At 55.2% G+C, this 19,208-nt stretch carries 17 protein-coding genes; all 17 read right to left on the reverse strand.

Features of this window, described 5'->3' with window-relative positions; translation table 11 throughout:
* Positions 1-7: 7 nt before the first annotated feature.
* Positions 8-1,321: a 3-deoxy-D-manno-octulosonic acid transferase gene (locus ACZ481_RS20960; protein WP_464767276.1), complete on the reverse strand. Its 1,314-nt coding sequence runs from the start codon at positions 1,319-1,321 to the stop codon at positions 8-10.
* 32 nt (positions 1,322-1,353) lie between these two features.
* Positions 1,354-3,078 carry a lipid A export permease/ATP-binding protein MsbA gene (gene msbA, locus ACZ481_RS20965; protein WP_464767277.1) on the reverse strand — a complete coding sequence of 575 codons (1,725 nt, stop codon included), beginning with the start codon at positions 3,076-3,078 and terminating at the stop codon, positions 1,354-1,356.
* The gene (gene lpxB / locus ACZ481_RS20970) at positions 3,075-4,226 is read right to left on the reverse strand and encodes a lipid-A-disaccharide synthase (protein WP_464767278.1); all 1,152 of its coding nucleotides are present in this window, start codon (positions 4,224-4,226) and stop codon (positions 3,075-3,077) included. Before lpxB ends, msbA begins: the two co-directional genes overlap by 4 nt.
* A gap of 19 nt (positions 4,227-4,245) precedes the next feature.
* Entirely contained in the window at positions 4,246-5,052 is an 807-nt protein-coding gene (locus ACZ481_RS20975) for an LpxI family protein (RefSeq protein WP_464767279.1), read from the reverse strand.
* A 114-nt stretch (positions 5,053-5,166) separates the two neighbouring features.
* Positions 5,167-5,988, reverse strand: a complete 822-nt coding sequence (gene lpxA, locus ACZ481_RS20980) for an acyl-ACP--UDP-N-acetylglucosamine O-acyltransferase (protein WP_464767280.1) — start codon at positions 5,986-5,988, stop codon at positions 5,167-5,169.
* Between the two features lie 192 nt (positions 5,989-6,180).
* On the reverse strand, positions 6,181-6,612 hold the full coding sequence (gene fabZ / locus ACZ481_RS20985; protein ID WP_464767281.1) for a 3-hydroxyacyl-ACP dehydratase FabZ: 432 nt from the start codon (positions 6,610-6,612) through the stop codon (positions 6,181-6,183).
* Between the two features lie 19 nt (positions 6,613-6,631).
* On the reverse strand, positions 6,632-7,477 hold the full coding sequence (gene lpxC, locus ACZ481_RS20990; protein WP_464767282.1) for a UDP-3-O-acyl-N-acetylglucosamine deacetylase: 846 nt from the start codon (positions 7,475-7,477) through the stop codon (positions 6,632-6,634).
* A gap of 86 nt (positions 7,478-7,563) precedes the next feature.
* A complete protein-coding gene (locus ACZ481_RS20995) occupies positions 7,564-8,337 on the reverse strand; it encodes an amino acid ABC transporter ATP-binding protein (protein WP_464767283.1) in 774 nt (257 codons plus the stop codon).
* Between the two features lie 16 nt (positions 8,338-8,353).
* The gene (locus ACZ481_RS21000; RefSeq protein WP_464767284.1) at positions 8,354-10,729 is read right to left on the reverse strand and encodes a hypothetical protein; all 2,376 of its coding nucleotides are present in this window, start codon (positions 10,727-10,729) and stop codon (positions 8,354-8,356) included.
* 160 nt (positions 10,730-10,889) lie between these two features.
* Positions 10,890-11,756: a lysophospholipid acyltransferase family protein gene (locus ACZ481_RS21005; RefSeq protein WP_464767285.1), complete on the reverse strand. Its 867-nt coding sequence runs from the start codon at positions 11,754-11,756 to the stop codon at positions 10,890-10,892.
* A 9-nt stretch (positions 11,757-11,765) separates the two neighbouring features.
* Positions 11,766-12,383, reverse strand: a complete 618-nt coding sequence (locus tag ACZ481_RS21010; protein ID WP_464767286.1) for a YjbH domain-containing protein — start codon at positions 12,381-12,383, stop codon at positions 11,766-11,768.
* A gap of 629 nt (positions 12,384-13,012) precedes the next feature.
* The gene (lpxD, locus tag ACZ481_RS21015; RefSeq protein ID WP_464767287.1) at positions 13,013-14,032 is read right to left on the reverse strand and encodes a UDP-3-O-(3-hydroxymyristoyl)glucosamine N-acyltransferase; all 1,020 of its coding nucleotides are present in this window, start codon (positions 14,030-14,032) and stop codon (positions 13,013-13,015) included.
* 18 nt (positions 14,033-14,050) lie between these two features.
* Entirely contained in the window at positions 14,051-14,473 is a 423-nt protein-coding gene (locus tag ACZ481_RS21020; RefSeq protein ID WP_464767288.1) for an OmpH/Skp family outer membrane protein, read from the reverse strand.
* A 56-nt stretch (positions 14,474-14,529) separates the two neighbouring features.
* Positions 14,530-15,471: a hypothetical protein gene (locus ACZ481_RS21025; RefSeq protein ID WP_464767289.1), complete on the reverse strand. Its 942-nt coding sequence runs from the start codon at positions 15,469-15,471 to the stop codon at positions 14,530-14,532.
* 97 nt (positions 15,472-15,568) lie between these two features.
* Positions 15,569-16,039, reverse strand: a complete 471-nt coding sequence (locus tag ACZ481_RS21030) for an OmpH/Skp family outer membrane protein (RefSeq protein ID WP_464767290.1) — start codon at positions 16,037-16,039, stop codon at positions 15,569-15,571.
* An 87-nt stretch (positions 16,040-16,126) separates the two neighbouring features.
* Positions 16,127-17,392 carry a hypothetical protein gene (locus ACZ481_RS21035; protein ID WP_464767291.1) on the reverse strand — a complete coding sequence of 422 codons (1,266 nt, stop codon included), beginning with the start codon at positions 17,390-17,392 and terminating at the stop codon, positions 16,127-16,129.
* Between the two features lie 83 nt (positions 17,393-17,475).
* Complete coding sequence (locus ACZ481_RS21040; protein WP_464767292.1) at positions 17,476-19,206, reverse strand: BamA/OMP85 family outer membrane protein; 1,731 nt, start codon at positions 19,204-19,206, stop codon at positions 17,476-17,478.
* Positions 19,207-19,208: the final 2 nt, after the last annotated feature.

A 19,208-nucleotide genomic window follows, 5' to 3' on the forward strand; every position in this document is an offset into this window, starting at 1 on the left:
TCGCCTGTTAGTTCGTTTGCAGTAAGCCATGGGCCTGCAATACTTCTTTCAAAAGAACAGCGCTTTTCCGGGCCGCGCCCTGATTTTCTTTAATAATGGCCAGGGCCTCGTCGCCCATTTGCCGGGCCGCGGCCGGATTCTGGAGCAGGTTGAGCACCGCCGCGGCCAGGCTGTCGCTGTCCCTGACGGTCTGGCAGGCATTCCGGCCTGACAGCAGGGCATAGGTATCTTTAAAGTTAAACATATGCGGTCCGGTCAAAATCGGTTTGCCATGGGCGGCTGGCTCCAGCAGATTATGGCCGCCGTGGGCAATCAGGCTGCCGCCGATAAAAACGATATCGGCAACACCGTAGATTTTCCCCAGTTCCCCGATGGTGTCAATGATGATTACATGCATAAAATTGCCGCCGGCCTCTCCGGCCAGCTTGGTCCGCCGGGCAGCGGTAAAATTATATTTGCCGGCCAGCTCGGCAATCTCGCCGGCCCGCATGATGTCCCGGGGGGCGATAATCAGCTGCGTGGCGGGAAATTCGGCAACAACCCGGGTAAAAGCAGCCAGCAGCAGATCTTCTTCCCCCTTGTGGGTACTGCCGGCCACGATGACCGTCCCGGGGCTGCGCAGGCGCAGGGCCTGATGCAGCAGGGCTTTTTCCGGGGCATCCAGTTTGGTATAGCTCTGGTCAAATTTGGTGTTCCCTGTTACCACGATCCGGTCGGGATCAGCACCCAGCCTGGTAATATATTGAGCATCAATCGTGGATTGCATGCAAAATTTCACGATGGTGTCCAGCATCTCTTTCAGCACACCGCGAAAATAGGAGTAGCGGCTCAGACTTTTTTCACTAATCCGGCCGTTTACCATCATTACGGGGATATTCAGTTCCCTGGCGGTTTTCAGGAAGTTGGGCCATAACTCGGTTTCCACAAGCAGAAACACCCGGGGCCGGATTTTGGCAATGACAGACCGGCTGAGCCAGGGCAGGTCCAGCGGCGCAAAAATCACCCCGTCCGCCTCGGGCATGATCCGTTTGGCCATATCATAGCCGGAGGCTGTAACTACCGATACCAGTATTGGTATGCCTGGCAGCTCATGGCGGACCTCCTTGACAATCGGGCTGGCCGCCACAATTTCGCCGACTGAGGCAGCATGCAGCCAGATAACGTCTTTACCGGCCAGTTTGCAAATTGTCGCGGCCGGCAGCCAGCCCAGGCTCTGTTTCAGGCGTTCGGCAAAACCTTTTTCCTGAAAAGTCCGTACGGCGAAAACCGGCAAGGCCAGGATTACCAGAATCACGGCCAGAATATTGTAGATAAAGTACATATTGCTACCTCTTTATTGGAATATACAGGGTTTTACTTGTCGGCAAACTGGACCTGGTATAGCTTGCAGTACAGGCCGCCGGCGGCGATAAGCTCCGTATGGGAGCCGCGCTCGACAATCCGGCCTTTGTCCATAACCAGGATGAGATCGGCCCGCTGTACGGTTGACAGGCGATGGGCAATAACAAAAGAGGTGCGGCCAATCATCAGCCGGTCCAGCGCCCCCTGGACCAGTTGTTCACTTTCCGCATCCAGGGCCGAAGTCGCTTCATCCAAAATGAGTACCCGCGGGTTTTTGAGAATGGCCCTGGCAATCGCCACCCGCTGGCGCTGCCCGCCGGAAAGCTTGGAACCGCGCTCGCCGATATGGGTGTCATACTGGTCGGGCATGGCCATAATAAACTCATGGGCATTGGCGGCTTGGGCCGCGGCAATGATTTGTTCCCTGGTGGCTTCCAGGTCGCCATACAGGATATTGTCGTAAACAGTGCCGTTAAACAGGACCGTTTCCTGCGGGACAATCCCGATTTGCTCCCGCAGCGACTGGAGGGTAACTGTTTTAATATCATAACCGTCAATGGTGATACGGCCGCCTTCGGGACTGTAAAAACGGGGGATCAGGTTGGCAATGGTAGTTTTACCGGCGCCGCTCGGGCCCACAATCGCGAGCATTTGTCCCGGCTCGGCCACCAGCGAGATGTCGTCCAGCGCCACTTCCCCCGGTTTATAGGAAAAGGTTACCTGCTCAAAGGCTACCCGCCCGGTAATGGCCGGCAGCGGCCGGGCCCCGGGCATATCCTGTATTTCCGGCTCCGTGTCCAGCACGTCGAACACCCGCTGCGCGGCCGCCAGGGCCCGCTGGATGTTGCCATACACACGGCTCAGCCGTTTGATGGGATTAGTGATATTTACCACATAAATCAGGAACGCAATCAGCGCCCCTGCCGTAAGGTGGCCGTTAATGACCTCGCGGCCGCCGTACCAGATGATGATCGTAACCCCGATCGCGCCCAGGAATTCGACAATCGGCGTTAAGGTGGCCCCCAGCTGGGCGGTTTTCATCTGGGCGCGGAAATTGGAATAGTTCTGCCGGCTGAAGCGGCCGATTTCGTAATCTTCACGGACAAAGGACTTAATGACCCGCACCGCGGCAATTGTCTCCTGCAGGACAGAGGTAATATCGGCTGCCCGTTCCTGCATGACCCGGCTGGCACTGCGCAGCCGCTTGCCAAAAATATTGATGGCCTGGGCCACCAGCGGCAGCGTAATAAAGGTCAGCAGCGATAACTTCCAGTGGATATAAAACATGGCGGCCATCGAGCCGATCAGTATGGCCGACTCGGTTATCGCCTCGATCACGCTGTCTACCAGCGCGTTTTGCAGGGCGGCCACATCGTTGGTGATATAACTCATAATGCTGCCTGTCTGCCGCTTTTCATAATACGACAGGGACAGGCGCTGAAGATGCCGGTATACGGCCTCGCGGATATCAATAACCACCTTTTGGCCGATGTAAGACATCAGGTAGGTCTGGCCAAAAAAGAAAAAGCCGCGCAGCAAATACACAACCACAATACCAACGGCAATGGTATCCAGCATCTGCATATCTTTGGCGGCCAGCACATCGTCAATCACATTTTGAATAATCCAGGGAATCACCAGATTGGCGGCAGACGCCAACAGAATACAGATGACTGCCACAATAAACCGGGGCATGTATGGTTTTACATATCTTAACAGTCGCAGATAGAGTTTCATGTAGATACCTCGCTTGTTGATCGGGACGCTACTGCCAGTATGACCTCGGCCACCCGGTTTACCGCACCGGTTTCTCCAAGCTTTGCCTTTACCTCGGCCAGGTCGGCCAGTACCTGGGTGCGGACTGCCTGATCGGCAATCAGCCTGACCGTCTCGGTCGCAATGGCGTCCGGGGTCACGGCCGCCTGCAGCAATTCAGGCACAATCCTCCGCCCGGCAACAATGTTCGGCAAGCCAATATCAGGTATTTTAACCAGGAGCTTGCCCAGCCAATAGGTCAGGGTCGCCATCCGGTACAGAATGACGGTAGGCGTCCCCATTAAAGAGGTTTCCAGGGTAGCGGTGCCGGACGCCGCAACGGCGGCATCGGCCAGCCCCATCAGATCATAGGGATGCTCACTGGTCAGGGTCACCTTTACCGTACAGACGGCAAGCATGGTTTGCAGCATTTCCCGGGAAATTGTCGAGGCCACCGGCAGATAAAACTGGCAGCCCGGCAGTTTTTCGACAATCAATTCACAGGCGTTCAGCATGACCGGGAGCAAGGTGTCGATTTCCTGCTGCCGGCTGCCTGGCAGCAGCACCACCAGCGGCAGGTCCGGGCGGGCGTTAAAATGCCGGTAAGCCTCCTCCTGGCTGAGAGCCGGCCGGACGATATCCACCAGGGGATGGCCGACAAAAGTGACATCGGCGCCCGCCTCCCGGTAGACTTCCGCCTCAAAGGGAAAAATAGCGGCTACTTTATTGACAATGCCGGCCACGTCCCGGGCCCGGCCCCGCCGCCAGGCCCAGGCCGACGGACTGATATACGATATTACGGGAATGCCTTTTTGTTTGGCGATCTTCGCCAGTCTCATATTAAAATCCGGATAGTCGATAACGACAAGGGCATCCGGCTGTTCTTTGTCCATCAGGGCAGCCAGGTTATCACGCAGGGCAAACAGTTTGCCCAGGTTTTTTACGACCTCGACAAAGCCAATCACGCCCAGGCCGGCAATATCATATACAATCGAAACACCGGCGGCCGCCATCGCTTTGCCGCCCATCCCGAAAAGCTCAATATCCGGCTGTAAAAGTTTCAGGGCGTTGGCCACGGTGGCACCGTGCAAATCGCCTGATGCCTCACCAACGGAGAGCATAATCTTCATGAGGTTCCTCCTGCCGCAGTTAACTTAGGGCGGATATGGCAATCCCATTATGATCCGCCAGAGCCACTACCTGCTGTTTATCCACCACCAGCGTCTTGCCGGCCTCGATTACCAGGGCGACGGCCCCGGTTTCAATCATGGCCTGCAGGGTATCAGGCCCCACGCTGGGGACATCAAACCGCAGGTCCTGATTCGGCTTGGCGGCTTTGGCGACAACAGCCCCGCCCCGGCCCAGCTGGCCGCCGCGGCGAATACAGGCATCGGTGCCCTCAATCGCTTCAACCGCCAGTACGGCCCGGTTTTTCACCACCACGGTCTGGCCAATATCCAGACCGCCGATTTGCCTGGCCATGGCCAGGCCATACTCCATATCGGCCTGTTCAGCCGGGGTTGGCCCGCGTTTGGTCAGTACCCCCGCCGCCGGCAGTAAAGGCCGGATAAGCTGCGTCTGATCCAGAACACCAATGCCGGCGCCGGCAAACTCCCGTACCAGGGCCAGCATCACCGTATCGTCATTCAGATCGGGAAGCCCGGCCAGCAGCTGCCGCATCCGGGCGTCAGGCTGGGCCGCGCCGCTGAACAGGTGCTCTTTCGTAACCTTGCCCAGCATGGTAATGGCGGACACGGCCTCCTGCTTCAATATAGCCAGCAGCCTGTCCAGTTCGCCCAGACCCACTGTATAATATTTGCCGGCAGTCCGGGCCAGCTCACTGTCGACACCGGGCGCAACCGCGATCGCAACCACGGCAAAGCCCATGCCGCGAGCGGCACGGGCAAATTCAACCGGCAACCGGCCAACACCGGCAATAAGTCCTATCGTATTCACACTGATTCCCACCTTATGTAGCAGGCGCGGCCCGGCCGCAGCCTGCACGTTCGTTATCCTGTTCCGTTACCTGCCTGTTATAGGTTTTGCCAAGCGGCGCCCGCCTATACACAGTTAATCGTTAAGATCCTTGCGGCCGCGGCAAATTCCGCGTTCCGCATTCCGGAGAAACCGCAGCATATGCTCCACTTCCTCACAGGATTCAAGGTCCTGCTCCATCACCGCAATGGCCTGGGCCAGGCTGAGACCGGAGCGGTACAAAATCTTGTAGGCTTTTTTCAGATTGCGGCGGGCGACTTCGCTGATGCCGGCGCGGGAGATACCCACGCTGTTTAAGCCGCAGACCTTGGCCGGATGGCCGTCAACAATAACAAACGGCGGAATATCCTGCACCACTTTCGAGGCCCCGCCAACCATCGCGTTGCGGCCAATTTTTACGAACTGGTGAACACCGGCGAGCCCGCCGATCACAGCCCGGTCTTCCACAACAACATGGCCGGCCAGGGTAGCCGCATTCGACATGATGACATGATTGCCGACAACACAGTTGTGGGCCACATGGGTGTAAGCCATCAGCAGACAGTCCGAACCGACCCGGGTCTCTTCCCCTTCGCCGGTGGCGCGGTTAACTGTCGCAAACTCGCGGATTTTGGTATTATCGCCAATAAACACGTAGCTTTTTTCGCCACGAAATTTCAGATCCTGCGGCTCGCCGCCGATCGATGCGCTGGGGTGGATGATGCAGTTGCGGCCAATACTTGTCCAGCCGTCAACCACCACATGGGCGCCAATCTTGGTGCCGTCCCCGATCAGGACATGTTCTCCAATCACGGCATATGGGCCGATTTCCACATCTTTGCCAATACGCGCGCTGGGATGGACGACTGCAGTTTCGTGTATTTTACGTAACGGTATTACAACCGATTCCGGTTTCATATCAGATCAACTCCCTACTAAATTAGAACTATATTATCAGATCCCGTATGCCATTTATTGTTATATATATTCCGACTCAACAGTCGAAATATGACATGCGAAATACAGGTATATTTCGACTTAATTACTCAAATACAGGGATTACTGCAGATTATCATCCGGTTTTCAGTAATTACATCAATATTACGGGTATTATCTGGACGTAAGCGCAAACATAAATTCCGCCTCAGCCACTACCTGACCTTCGACAAAAGCCTCTGCCCACAGTTTGCCCGCCGCGCCGCGCAGCTTGATGATTTCAGCCACCATATACAGCTGGTCGCCCGGCGTTACCGGCCTTCTGAATTTAACCCGGTCCATACTGCCGAACAGAGCCAGCTTGCCCCGGTATTCCTCCGGGTACAGCATGGCAACCCCGCCGACCTGGGCCATGGCCTCTAAAATGAGAACCCCGGGCATAACCGGCCGTTCCGGGAAGTGACCCATAAAAAAATGTTCATTCATTGTCACGTTCTTTATCCCTACGGCCCGTTTCATGGGCTCCAGTTCCAGAATACGGTCAACGAGCAGCATCGGGTACCGGTGCGGAATAATCTCTTGAATCTCAGATGCGGTCAGAATCATTGGAAAGCGCCTCCTCATATCAATCACATACTTGCCTGTAAGCCATTGTTTTTATAATCTGTTTCGCCAGCGTAGTATTCAGCTCATGGCTGGACTTAACCGCAATGACATGGCCTTTTAAGCGGCCAGCCAGCGCCAGATCGCCAATTACATCCAGTATTTTATGCCGGACCAGTTCGTCGGCGAACCGCAGCGGCGTTAAACAGTGGGTGTCATCATATACGATCGTATTCTCCAGACTTCCCCCCAGGGCCAGTCCCTGGGCCTGAAGGGCCGCAACCTCGTGCATAAAGCCGATGGTGCGGGCCGGAGCCAATTCCCGGGCAAAAACTTCAGCAGTAATCTCATAGTCGCCAAACTGAACTCCCAGCAGGGGATGGGGGTTAATGGAGGTAAAGGTAATGCGAAATCCATCATAAGGTAAGATAGTAATAAACTTATCAGGATAACGCACCGTAACAGCCTCCTGAATAACAACCGGCGGCTGGCGCAGCTCCGGCTGACAGACAATGCCTGCCGCTTCAATCAGGGTAAGAAACGGCAGGGAGCTGCCATCGGCGACCGGCGGCTCAACCGAGGATATTTCCACAATACAATTGTCAAGCTCCCGGGCATAAAAAGCGGCCAGCAGATGTTCCACAGTGAAAACCTTGGCTGCTCCCTGCTCCAGGGTTGTGGCCCGCATGGTATTGGTTACATTGGCGGCCCGGGCTGCCACCTGCGGCCGGCCGTCCAGGTCGGTCCGGACAAAAACAATGCCGCTGCCGGCCGGAGCCGGCTTCAGGGTGATCGTGACGTCCCGCCCGGAGTGCAGACCAATGCCGGTATAGGTCACAGATGAAGCCAGTGTGGTTTGGCGATTCATTAAGGTTCCTCCTGAGTTGTCTAATTCCAATTAATTTTACAGGAATTTATCACTTTGTGCAAGTATTAGATTTAGGCAGAGGCTTGTCAGGCGATGCGTTTCCCGGCCAGCGTGCTGGCGCTGGTGCTCAGTTGATATTCGATCAGCTCCTTATACTGGCGGCCCACCCGGGAAGCAGGCTCAACAAATACCTGACTGGGTATCCCGGTTTCCACAACAGCCCCCTTTTCCATGAGGACAATGCGGTCAGCCACATGCAGGGCGAAGGCAATCTCATGAGTAACCACCACCATAGTGGCCGCCCGGTATTTCGCCAGTTCCTCCATGACAATCAGCACTTCCTTGACCAGCATAGGGTCAAGCGAGGCGGTAGGCTCGTCCCACAGCATCAGTTCCGGCTCAAAGGCCAGGGCCCGGGCAATGCCCACCCGCTGCTGCTGGCCGCCCGACAACTGGCCCGGTTTTTGATCAATCGCCTGTTCCATGCCGACTTTGCTGAGAGCTGCCAGGGCTTTGGCATAGGCTTCCTCTTGCGACTGGCCGCCCATGACCAGGCCCAGCATCACATTCTCAATCGCACTCAGGCGGCTGATTAGATTAAACTGCTGAAACACATAGCCGATGCGTTTGCGCATGGCGCGCAGGGCTGGATCATCCAGGCCGGTAATATCCACATTGTCAAAAATAACAGCGCCCTTATCCGGCTCGATCAGCCTGTTGATCATGCGGATAGTTGTTGACTTGCCGCAGCCCGATGGTCCCATAATCACCACTGTCTCGCCCGGCGCTACGGTCAGCTCCAGATTATTAACAGCCACCAGACTGCCAAACTGTTTATACAGGTTTTGGATGCTGAGCACAGGCTTCACCCCCGGTTTATTTAAATTTTACTTTGCGCTGATTCAGTTTTTGCAATAACCCCGGCCGGCCGCTGGGAATAACAATCTCCCGCATGACCTCGTCCATGGTCAGGCCAAGGGCCTCGCCGGCCATGACTTCGGCCTCGGCAACGGGGCTGATTTTCTCGGTGTAACAGGCCACCAGCAGGCCCAGCAGGGCCCCCAGCACCGGTACACCGGCCCAGGGCAGATAAGGAATGCCGCCGCCAGCCAGCATAAACATAGCTGTCAGCAGGGCCGCCCCCACGCCGCTGCCATACAGGCGCTCAGGGGCGCCGATGGCAGCGGCCAGCCGTTCAGCAACCCGGCGCCAGCCGCTGGCGGGGATCTGCTTGCCCAGCCGTTTGCGGCGGATTACGGTCATAATCGCCGTATGGTCAAGCACCAGCAGCAGGAGGGTGGCAATGATAGCGGTCAGGCCGGCCAGGATGCTTTTGACTTCCGTCAGTACCTGGTACAGCTCGCCGCGCGGGTCCGGTTCGATAACCCCCAGCGCGGTGGAGTACAGCGACATATTCGTATGACCGGCCTGTTTTTGCACAACCGGCGTTACCGCACTGATGTCAATGCTGCTGGTGGTCAGAATCTGAATCCGGGCACCCGGAATGACCTGGCCGGCAATAAACCGGTCCAGCAAATTGATGGAATGGTTTATCTCTTCGTCCGTAAGTGCCGGCACCGCGCCGGCAAGGTACTGGATCTGAGCCGTAACCAGGGGGGTATTCAGCTCCTGCAAGGCGCCCAGACGCTGCTGGGCACTGGTAAGGCCGGCTCTGGCCCCCGCCACGTCAAAAGCTTTCAGAGTGGCGATGGTGTTATTGCCATTGGCGGCAATATGGTCGATCGTCGTCTTCGCCCGCCGGGCATTAGCCGCCACATTATCCAGCTGGGCCAGATTGGAGCTTAAGCTGGTCAGATTTTGCTGGGCACCGCTCAGCGTGTCAATGGTGGAGCCCACCTCGCCATTCACCATCCGCAGGACCTGCAGGGAACCGGCCAGCCCGCCGATAGTCCGGGATGAATTGTCAAGCTGGCTGCGGATACCGCTGGTATCGATACCGGCCAGTCCGCTGGTGGCAGCCTGAATAATGCCGCCGGCCGCCTGCAGGCTGGACAGTGTCTGCTCCAGGGCGGTGATACTGCCGCCATAATGTTCAAGCGCCCCCAGGGCAATGGTACTAAGGCTGCTGCTGTCCTGGGCAAAGCCGGGAATCTGACTGACAAGCTTCCCGGTTTCCGTAAGGGCATTGCCTAACTGCTGGCGCGGATTTTTGGCGGCAGCCGTGACAGCCTGGCCGCCGGTCAGGTTTTGTTCCAGCTTGTAGCCGGTCGGCACCTGCCCCTCCTGCTTATTCAGCCAGGCGGCGTCGCCGGTGGTAATCCGGCCCTCAGCGGTACCGTTGGCGGCAAGAACCGTAATCTCGACAATAACATTGCCTTTGGCCGGTGCAGTGCCGGCCTGGGGTCCATTCTCAGCCGTCCCCTGAAAGACAATAAGATCCCCTTTGGCCAGCTGCGTGCCGGCGCCTGGGGTAAGTGTCACCTGGGCCGCATAGGCCTGCAGGAAGCGTTTCAGTTCCAGCATGGTACTGACCAGATAGGTCATGTCGTCATTTTTGCCGTCGACAGATACATTGCCGGCATAGGCCAGGCGCAGTTCCTGCTGCATGGCCTCGGCGATTGTTTCCCCCAGCCGCAGCGGATTGGCCGGTTCACTGCCGACGGGGAAACTGATTTCAATGACCTGATACTCTTGCAAAAAGGTCTTAATGGCCGTATTGACTGCTGAAGATTTATCCAGCGAACTTAAGATCACGCCCACCGAGGAACCGTCGCGGAACACAAACCGCACGCCGTCCAGCCGGGCAATATGCTCCAGCAGCATGGTGCGGGCCCCTTCGGGCACACCCCGCACAGTCAGCCGCGGTTCGGTCATAACCCCGACACTGCCGCCGCCGGGAAGGCTGCCAAAGCTTTTCGCCAGCTCCTCATAGACTTTCTGGGTTTTAAACTGGTCAGGCAAGGCTACGAAAAACGGTGTCTTGCCGGCAATGGTCGGCCCTTCTTTGCTTTTGCCGCCCGGGAACACCTCATTGATAATCTTGTCGATGTGAACAGCCGCGTCCTCGCGGTTCTCTTCCCGCACCTGGACAAGCACGTCATATTCACCATAGTCACCGACAAGACTGGACAGGGTTTGAGAAAAATAACTATTCGCAGCCACCGCGACTGAACCAGCCACCAGCGAGCCTATAAGTACGCTAACAATAAACAGCGTCAGAATATCGCGTTGAATGGAGTCTTGAAAAAACCGTTTCAGAAAATCGAGCTTATTTGTTTTTGCTGTCAGCAATGATTCAGTCACCTCATTTCTGGTGTATATTATATCACGTATATCATTTTTCTGTCCATAAGTATATCAAAAAATCAATATTTGTATATAATGTCAACAAAAAAGAGATTGCCGCCTCTGGGCGCAATCTCTTTTCCTCATCTTATTAATAAAAAATGCTCTATACGGCCGGCGGCCGGGTTTTCCAACGGTTATGAAGCCAGAACCATTCATGGGGATATTGCCGGACATGGTTTTCAATGATCTGTGTCAGCTGCTGGGTTGTCCGGCGGATGTCTTCCTCCCTGTCGGCTGTTTTTTGCACAGTAAGCGGCGGATGAATGATTGCCCGGTGCGTGCCGTCAGGATTGGCAGTAATAAAGGCGGGGACGATCGGGGCATTATTCAGCCGGCCTAAGGCCGCCGCTCCTTGCGGCGTTGAGGCCGGCCGGGAAAAGAATTCCACAAAAATACCATGGCGGTGATTATCCTGGTCCATCAGCAGACCGATAATCTTGCCGGCCCCCAGCAGCTTGACCATCTCCCGGACCCCTTGCTTATAGGTAACATGCATGCCGGCTTTGGTCCGGTATTCGTTGATAAACCCGTCCATAGCCGCATTGGTTTGCCGCTGCACAACCGCCACCAGCGGAAAGCCGTGCATGGCCAGGGCCGCGCCCAAAAGTTCCCAGTTGCCGCTGTGGGCGGTGGCCAGCACGGCCCCGCGCCCCAGCTGCAGAGCGGCTTCCAGGTGTTCCCGGCCGGTAAGCTGGACATACCGGCCGATATTGTCCCTGGTAAGGCAAGGCATATGGAGGACCTCCATAACCATCGGCCCCAACCGCACCGCACTGGCTTTGGCAATGGCCGCTGCCTGCCGCTCGTCCACCTTGAGGCTGCGGCTGATGTTGGCAACCGCCATGCTGCGTCTTTTGGCCGGAACCAGCGGCCAGCACAGAGTGCCGATCAGAACGCCGATGCAATGCCGCAGCCTGGCAGGCAGCAAACATACCAGAGCGCTTAGCCCTTTTACTAAACGATACTGCATAAACCGCTCCTAGTAGGTGTAGGTAAGTCCAATGTAGGTCTCACTGTGGCGCCAGCCGGCATCAATTTTCAAACCCGGCACCACTGACAGGCGGGCGCCATAGTTCATCCGGTCGCCATCCCACTCGGCAATCAGGGTTGTAGCCGGAAAGGTGTTGCTGCCGGTAATTACCCCGACCGGGTTAAAGGTCTTTTCCAGCGAGGCGAATACGCCGTCATAGCGGCCGTCGCCAACACCGGCATGAAGCCGGAAGCCGAAGGGCAGGGCTTTACTGGCGGCGACATAGAAGGTCCGCTGGTCGTCACCGCCGATATCCTCAACCCCCACTGCCAGGCCCGGGGTAACGACAGTCTCCCGCACCAGGCTGTATTTGGCATTAAAGTAGGTTTCATTATCCCGGTTGCTGTCACTGTCATAGCGGAAGCCGGCCACACCCAGCTCCAGCTTTTTGGCCGGACTGAAGACAAAACTGCCGGCGTTTCCTTCCTCCAGGTGATGGTAGCCCAGGGAAAACTGTCCTTCCTGCAGCACATCGGCGGAAGGGGTATTGATCAGCCCGGTTGAGCCGTTAATCGACGGCGCCGCATATACAGGCGCCGCCGCCATCAGGACAGCGGCTGCTGCCAAAAAAGCTTTTTTTCCTCATCGCAAATTCTCCTCACTGCAAAATAATATGAGCAATGAGTACTAATTCCCTGTGATCCGCAAAAATCCTGCTCCCGCCTGCCGCCAATTTGTGGGTTAAAGAATATTTAGACTCACGGGGACGGTTCTTTTGAGTCATTTTTTCTTATATCGCACTTAGAATTCCCGACTTTCAGCCTCTCAAAAAATTGTAAATTCCGGCGGATTAGAAAAACCACTGGCGCAGTCTTGTGGCTTGCGCATAACAAATAAGCCTGGAATACAGGGGAACGGTTTTACTTTTGGCATTGCCCAAAAGTAACAAAAGGTCTAGGCCCGCAGCCTCCAAAAGCTGAAAAGGCGGACAGTATTCCTAAAATCCGAAACTCGCTTCGCTCAAACAATACGGATTTTTTAACGGAATACCGCCCGCCTTCTCTCCTGCGGAACGCTTTTTCCGGCAATGGCCGGGGGGGTTACCGGGGGTGCGGGGGCACCGTCTCTGCTCAAGCCGGGCATTGGCCTTGGCTCCCCTGGTTTTATCAGGACTTGCAGCCTCGCAAAACTTATAAATTCTGATACTACTTACTATAAAGAAAGGAGGTATACGCCAGCGTATACCTCCAGCCATTTTATTTGTTTTCCAGCTGCGCCAGCCGCTGCTCCAGCTCGCGGATTTTCTTGACCATATCCGGCAGCCGGCCAATGGCGGCCTCCGAACGGAGCCACTGTTTGTGCGGACGGGCCGGGAACCCGGCCAGAAAAGAATTGGCCGGCACATCATTAATCGGCGCGGCCTTGGCGGCGAAAACACAGTTGTCGCCAATAACCACGTGGCCCGCACAGCCTGTCTGGCCGGCAAAAGTGACATTATTGCCGATTTTAGCGCTGCCGGCAATCCCTGTCAGCGCCACAAAGTAACAATTTTCCCCAACTGTCACATTGTGGGCCAGATGCACCAAATTATCGATTTTCGTACCGCGCCCGACAATGGTGCTGCCGGTGGTAGCCCGGTCGATACAGGCATTGGCGCCGATTTCGACATCATCCTCAATAATTACATTGCCTACCTGGGGGACTTTCTGATGACGGCCGTCGATGGTAACAAAACCAAAACCGTCACTGCCGATCACAGCGCCGCTCTGAATAATGACCCGGCTGCCCACCTGGCAGTTTTCCCGGACGGTGACCTGGGGATAAATCAGCGTATCGCTGCCGACGGTTGTATTGCGGCCAATATAAGTATGAGGATACAAAATCGTGTTATCGCCGATTACGGCCTGATCATCGACGACGGCATGAGCCATGACGGCCACATTAACGCCAAGTCTGGCGGTGGAACTGACCGCGGCTGCCGGATGCACCCCCGCCGGGATGTCCGGCTTGGGTGTATACAGGCTCAGTAATGTGGTAAAGGCTATCCGGGGGTTTGCGACCCGGATAGCCGGTTTGGGAAATGCTTCCACAGAGTCGGGAATAATTACAGCGGCTGCAGCACACTTACCGGCTTTATCAAGATGAGGCGGCACCGCAAAGGTAATATCCCCGGGACCGGCGTCATCAATATTGGTCACACCGGTAATCTCTATACAGGTCGTATCAGTAACGGTACCGTTAAGCAGGGCGGCAATCTCCATTAATGACTTTTTCACACAACGGCCCCCTGCCTCTTATTGCATTTTCTGAATGACAGCATCAGTAACATCAGTGCCGCCTTGGGCCACACTGTTTTTATACAGTACAACCCCCAGCTTTTGCTCGGTGCTTACCTGCTCGATGGCCTGTTTAATACTGCTGTCAATCTGGCTTTCCAGGTCTTGCTTAACCTTGAGGAATTCGCCATAGGCGGTTTCCTGGCGCTTTTGGAATTCTTCGGCACTAAGGCCGGCTTTGTCCTTTTCCAGCTGATCGCTTAATTCTTTGCCTTTGACATTAAGCTGTTCCTGCAGCGCCTTGACCTTCGGGCTGTCGGACATCACCTTGTTTACATCAAGCACCCCGACGGTCTGGTTGCTGCTGTTACAACCGGCCAGCGCCAGGGCCGCAACCAAAACCAGGACTAGGATCAACGCCATTCTGATTTGCTTGTTCATCAAAAATCCCCCTTTGGAACCTAAGAATAATGTTTAAAATAGTATACGCAGACTGACTATTTCTTAACCGCCGCAATCACTGCGTCGGTAATATCCACTGCACTTACATTGACTCTGTGCCCGGTAAAGACAACATCAAGGCTGCTCTCAGCGGCTACTTTGCCGGCCTGTTCGCGGATATCATTGAGAATCGACTGCTCCAGTGCACTAATCTCCTGCTGTTTCAGCGCCAATTGCTGTTCCAGCGCACTGACACCGGTTGCTGACGGCCGGCTGAGCGAGCCCGTATTGTTCTCAGCTAGGTTGCCGGCCTGGGCAGCCAGCTTTTGACTTATTTCCGCATTTAGCTGTTTGGCATAAGCGGCAAGTTCCTGTTCACTGGCCGCTTGTTCAGGGGCCAGCGCCGCCTCCAGCTTTTTCGACAATTCCTGTTCGCGCGCCGCCAGTTTAGCGGCCTGTTCGGCCTTCAGGTCATCCAGCTGTTGCTTGATGGCGGCCGCTGCTGTTTCATCCATGCGGATGGTCTGCAATTTCAGCTGCAGGTTAAACTGCTGCGGCTGATATTCCTGTTCCAGCTGTCCGGCATAGGTCCTTAACTCAGCGGTAAGTTCACTGTGCAGCTTGCCGGCTTTCTCCGCCAGACGGGCCTGCAGTTCCTGCTGCTTCGCCGTCATTTTAGCATTAAACTCCTGTTCGGCGGCAGCCCGCAGGCCACTCTCGGCCGCTGGCGGCAGCTGCATTGCCGACATTTCCGGCGCAGCTCCGGCAGTCCTGCCGGCCTCGGCCGTCAGCTGCTGCTGCAGAGTAGCAGCCTGTTCTTTCAGCTTCTGCCATTCGGGGTGCTTGGAATGGGCCCTGACGGCTTTATCCATATCGATAACGCCAGCCTGGGGCGCGGCGGGAGGTTGGGTTTCAGGGGCGGGGCGGGCACAGCCTGTCAAAAGCACGGTACCAAGAATCAGGGTTGCCAGCAACCTAATTGGTGTTGCCATTTTCACACCAAATCACCCTCTCTAGATCCATCGTTATTGTGAAGAATAGAAAGCCGAGCACAGGCTAAACCGGCTCGGCTGTAATGACCGGGGCTTTACATTCCTATTTTCCGCCCAGTTTTTTTACCACATCATCGGTGATATCCTGACCGCCATAGACGATGTTGCTCATATCAAGGACAACGGCAAGGCCTTTGGCGTCGGCTACGGATTTAACCGCAGCGTCAATCTGATTCAGGATCGGAGTCCTCAGCTCTTGCTCTTTCAGAGCCAGACGCTCGCGCAGCTGATTATTATAATCCTGTTTTTCTTTATCATTCATGGTTTTGGATTTTTCGTCAAAATCTTTTTGAGCCTGGGCTACCTCATTCTGCATGGTTTCTCTGAACTTAGCAAATTCCGGGGTGGAATTTACCAGGCGCTGGTAATCGACTTTGCCTACATTGGAGGCAGTGCCGGCACCGGCGGCATGACCAATTGTGCTTTGGGTGATTGCCACCCCAAATACACCTAACAGAAATACGGCAACTATAGATACAGCCACAATTTTTGCTACTTTTTTGTTTTTAAACATTCTTTGACCTTCTTTCCTGCCAATTGGCAAATAAATTATTCTCCTCTATTTAACAATTATAACAGCCAGCCTGGCATTGAGCAAGTCTTACAGATTCGCCACCAGCCGCAGCCAGCTTTCTTTGTTGGTGATCACATACTCGGTGCTGAGGAAATCATGGAGCTTGTATCTAACGCCAAACTCATTATATTCCGGCCGGGGCGTGTGCTCAAACCGGATGGTCCAGTTAGCGCCCACATAGTGATTAACCCACAGGGTACTCTCCTGTTCGGAGAAATTATACCGGAAACCGGCCATTGTATTGTCCGTAAACTTGTGCCCCCAGCCTGGCTCGAACTCCCAGGTCAGGTTGTCAGGCAGAAATTCCACTTCCAGGAACACCTCGTCCCGGTTGCCGGTAAATTTGCCGAAATGGAGCTTAGCGGCGGTGTTATTTTCCTCCCGCCCCATATCCAGGCTGCCTTCCAGCATAACCCGGTATTTGCTGGTTTCGGCATTCACGATAATCTGCGTATCCCGGCCCGGCTCCACCAGCGTTGTCAGTTGGAGTCCATACTGGCCGGCAATGGGATGGCCGGCGGCAGCAGCCGTGATCGCCTCCGTAAAATAGTCCTGATGGCGTTCCACAAACGCCACCGGCAAGCCGCGCAGCATGCCTGCCGCCCCGCTGACAGCCGGATCGGCCTTGGCCAGCAGGACATTGGGGATCGTGCGGGATCGCATAGCGACATGCACCGTATCAATCACCGGACCGACCGGCAGCAGCGACAGCTTAATATGGGTTGTCGGCCCGCCCGCAATCTCCAGATTGCTCCGGAATTCCGGCAGCCGGTCTGCCAATAATTCCCGGATGACCGCTGTGGAAACACCACCGGCCCATTCAATGGAATCGACCGGCAGACCTGTCAGGACATTGGCAATCTGCTCTTCCACCCGGCTCATGTCGGTCTGTAGCAGGCCCTGCACCGCCGGTGACAAGTTGCCAAAATCAACCTCCAGGATAACGTCGCGGACCACATCGCCCCAGGGCACCACCTCTACCCAAATATGAGTGGTAGTACCGGGGGTAATCCGGACCTGGCCGACCGTATAGCCGACAAGCACCCGGTCAAATATCTCCCGTACCAGTTTCTCATAACTGTCCTGACTGGCTTGCACCTCACTGACCGTCCGGCCGGCCAGCATCTGCGTGCCGACAGTCGTAACACTGGCGGTCATCCGTTTGGCTACCCTGGCCGGCGGCGGCTCGGCCGCACTAATTGTCACCGTGATTTTGCCCACTGTAGCGGGGGCAGCCAGGCCGGTACCGGTGCCCAGGGTCAGCAGCAGCACCACAAGGCCCAGACAAAGCATGGGTCGCAGGCATTTTGCTATAATAACGCGCACCTCCCTAGTGAACGAGTCAGGCCTGTGGCCTGACTCGTTCGCTGCAACTATTAGAACTGGCCGCCAAAGCTAAAGTGGGTGCGCCCCCCCTGATCGCCTTGAGCGTAATCGATACGAATCGGCCCAATCGGAGTTGTTACCCGGATACCGACACCGACACTGGCATTGAGATCGTCAAGCTTGTACCCTTCACCATCCCAGGCATTACCGATATCGGTGAAGACCACGCCCTGCACCTTGCTGACTACCGGGAACCGGTATTCAACAGAGGCTGCCAGCATTTTGTCGCCATCAAACGCATCATCTTCATAACCACGCAGATTATCTGCGCCGCCCACCGAGAACTCACCGGACTCAGGCATATTGCCGTCGGCATAACCGGCGGTCAGCCGGGCGGCGATTACGTGATTCCGGCCTACTTTATAGTATTTGCGGCCTTCGGCAGTGTATTTGTTGTAGTCGAAATCACCGCCGAACATTTCGCCGGCAAATTCGGCCGACAGGGAGAAACGTGCCCCTTCGCTAGGATTAAACACATTATCCCGGGAATCGAATACCCGCATCAGGGTAACACTATGGGTTTTACCAAAATTATCCTCCAGGTAGCCCTCGTAGTCGGGATCTGTCGAATAATCGACGCCGTCTACTGCTTCCACCCAGGTATCTTTACGGTTTTTATAGGTGATATAATTTTGGACATATTCACCCTGCGGACGGCCGAGAGTAATCTCAAACCCCTTGCGGTTTTTATCGTAACTTGATTCCAGCTTGCCATTATTGTAATAGTCGCTGTACTCGTTCGTCATATCATACACGCTGAAGCTTAACGAGGTTTGTCTGCTGTCAAGCCAGGGACGGGTATAGCTTACTTCATAGTTCTTATTGCTGGCTCCGCCAAACTCCCAGTGGAACTTAACCTTGTCGCCCTTGCCGTTAAAGTTGTTGTCACCCAGTTCCAGGATACCAATCAGGCCGTCGGCCTTGCTGTAACCGCCGCCGATCGAGAAAGTACCTGTTTTCTGTTCCACAACACTGGCCTCAAGCACAACGGCATTAGGCTCCTGGCCGGGGTTCAGCTTCATGTTCACATCCTCGAAATAACCAAGGTTGTACACTTTTTGCATACTGCGGCGCGCATCTTTCACATTGAACGCCTCGCCGGGTTTGACCTTCATTTCCCGGGTAATTACATGGGTCTTGGTCTTTTCGTTGCCTTTGATTACAATGCCTTCGAGGGCCCCTTCATTAATTGTCAGGGTTAATACCCCGCCCGGCGACATGGACACATCACTGACCTTGGCTAAGATATAGCCCTGTTCATGGTAGTAATCCTCGATGGCCCGGACATTGGCGTTCAGCGTCCGGGTATTCAGGACACCGTCCTTACCGGTAGTCACCAGTTCCTTGATTTTATCGGTGCTAATCTTTGTGTTGCCTTTAACAACAATGTCGGTCAATTTTGGGTTTTCCATAACGGTGTAAATCACTTTCACACCTTCAGGCACTTCGGTAAAGTTGGCGACAACATCAAAGAAATAACCCAGGTCATAAATTGCCTGCATATCCTGTTTTATTTTTTCAGCCGACAGGGTATCGCCCGGTTGGATTTTCACCACGCCTTTGACAGTACTTTCATCAATCTGGCTAAGCCCGGTAATCGTTACGGCTGTGGCTGTCTTGCCTTCGACGTCTGCTGCGTAAACAGGCAAAACGAAAGCTGCGGCCATGCTTAAAACAATGATTGCCGCAATATAAAGCTTACAACATCTAATGTTCTTCATGC

Source organism: Sporomusa intestinalis (genome assembly GCF_055383785.1).

What these genes read in the sequence shown, in the direction of transcription:
- ACZ481_RS20960 (WP_464767276.1), bottom strand. Translation starts at nt 1,321, where the DNA reads ATGTACTTTATCTACAATATTCTGGCCGTGATTCTGGTAATCCTGGCC.
- msbA (WP_464767277.1), bottom strand. Translation starts at nt 3,078, where the DNA reads ATGAAACTCTATCTGCGACTGTTAAGATATGTAAAACCATACATGCCC.
- lpxB (WP_464767278.1), bottom strand. Translation starts at nt 4,226, where the DNA reads ATGAAGATTATGCTCTCCGTTGGTGAGGCATCAGGCGATTTGCACGGT.
- lpxA (WP_464767280.1), bottom strand. Translation starts at nt 5,988, where the DNA reads ATGAAACCGGAATCGGTTGTAATACCGTTACGTAAAATACACGAAACT.
- fabZ (WP_464767281.1), bottom strand. Translation starts at nt 6,612, where the DNA reads ATGATTCTGACCGCATCTGAGATTCAAGAGATTATTCCGCACCGGTAC.
- lpxC (WP_464767282.1), bottom strand. Translation starts at nt 7,477, where the DNA reads ATGAATCGCCAAACCACACTGGCTTCATCTGTGACCTATACCGGCATT.
- ACZ481_RS21005 (WP_464767285.1), bottom strand. Translation starts at nt 11,756, where the DNA reads ATGCAGTATCGTTTAGTAAAAGGGCTAAGCGCTCTGGTATGTTTGCTG.
- ACZ481_RS21020 (WP_464767288.1), bottom strand. Translation starts at nt 14,473, where the DNA reads ATGAACAAGCAAATCAGAATGGCGTTGATCCTAGTCCTGGTTTTGGTT.
- ACZ481_RS21030 (WP_464767290.1), bottom strand. Translation starts at nt 16,039, where the DNA reads ATGTTTAAAAACAAAAAAGTAGCAAAAATTGTGGCTGTATCTATAGTT.
- ACZ481_RS21035 (WP_464767291.1), bottom strand. Translation starts at nt 17,392, where the DNA reads ATGCTTTGTCTGGGCCTTGTGGTGCTGCTGCTGACCCTGGGCACCGGT.
- ACZ481_RS21040 (WP_464767292.1), bottom strand. Translation starts at nt 19,206, where the DNA reads ATGAAGAACATTAGATGTTGTAAGCTTTATATTGCGGCAATCATTGTT.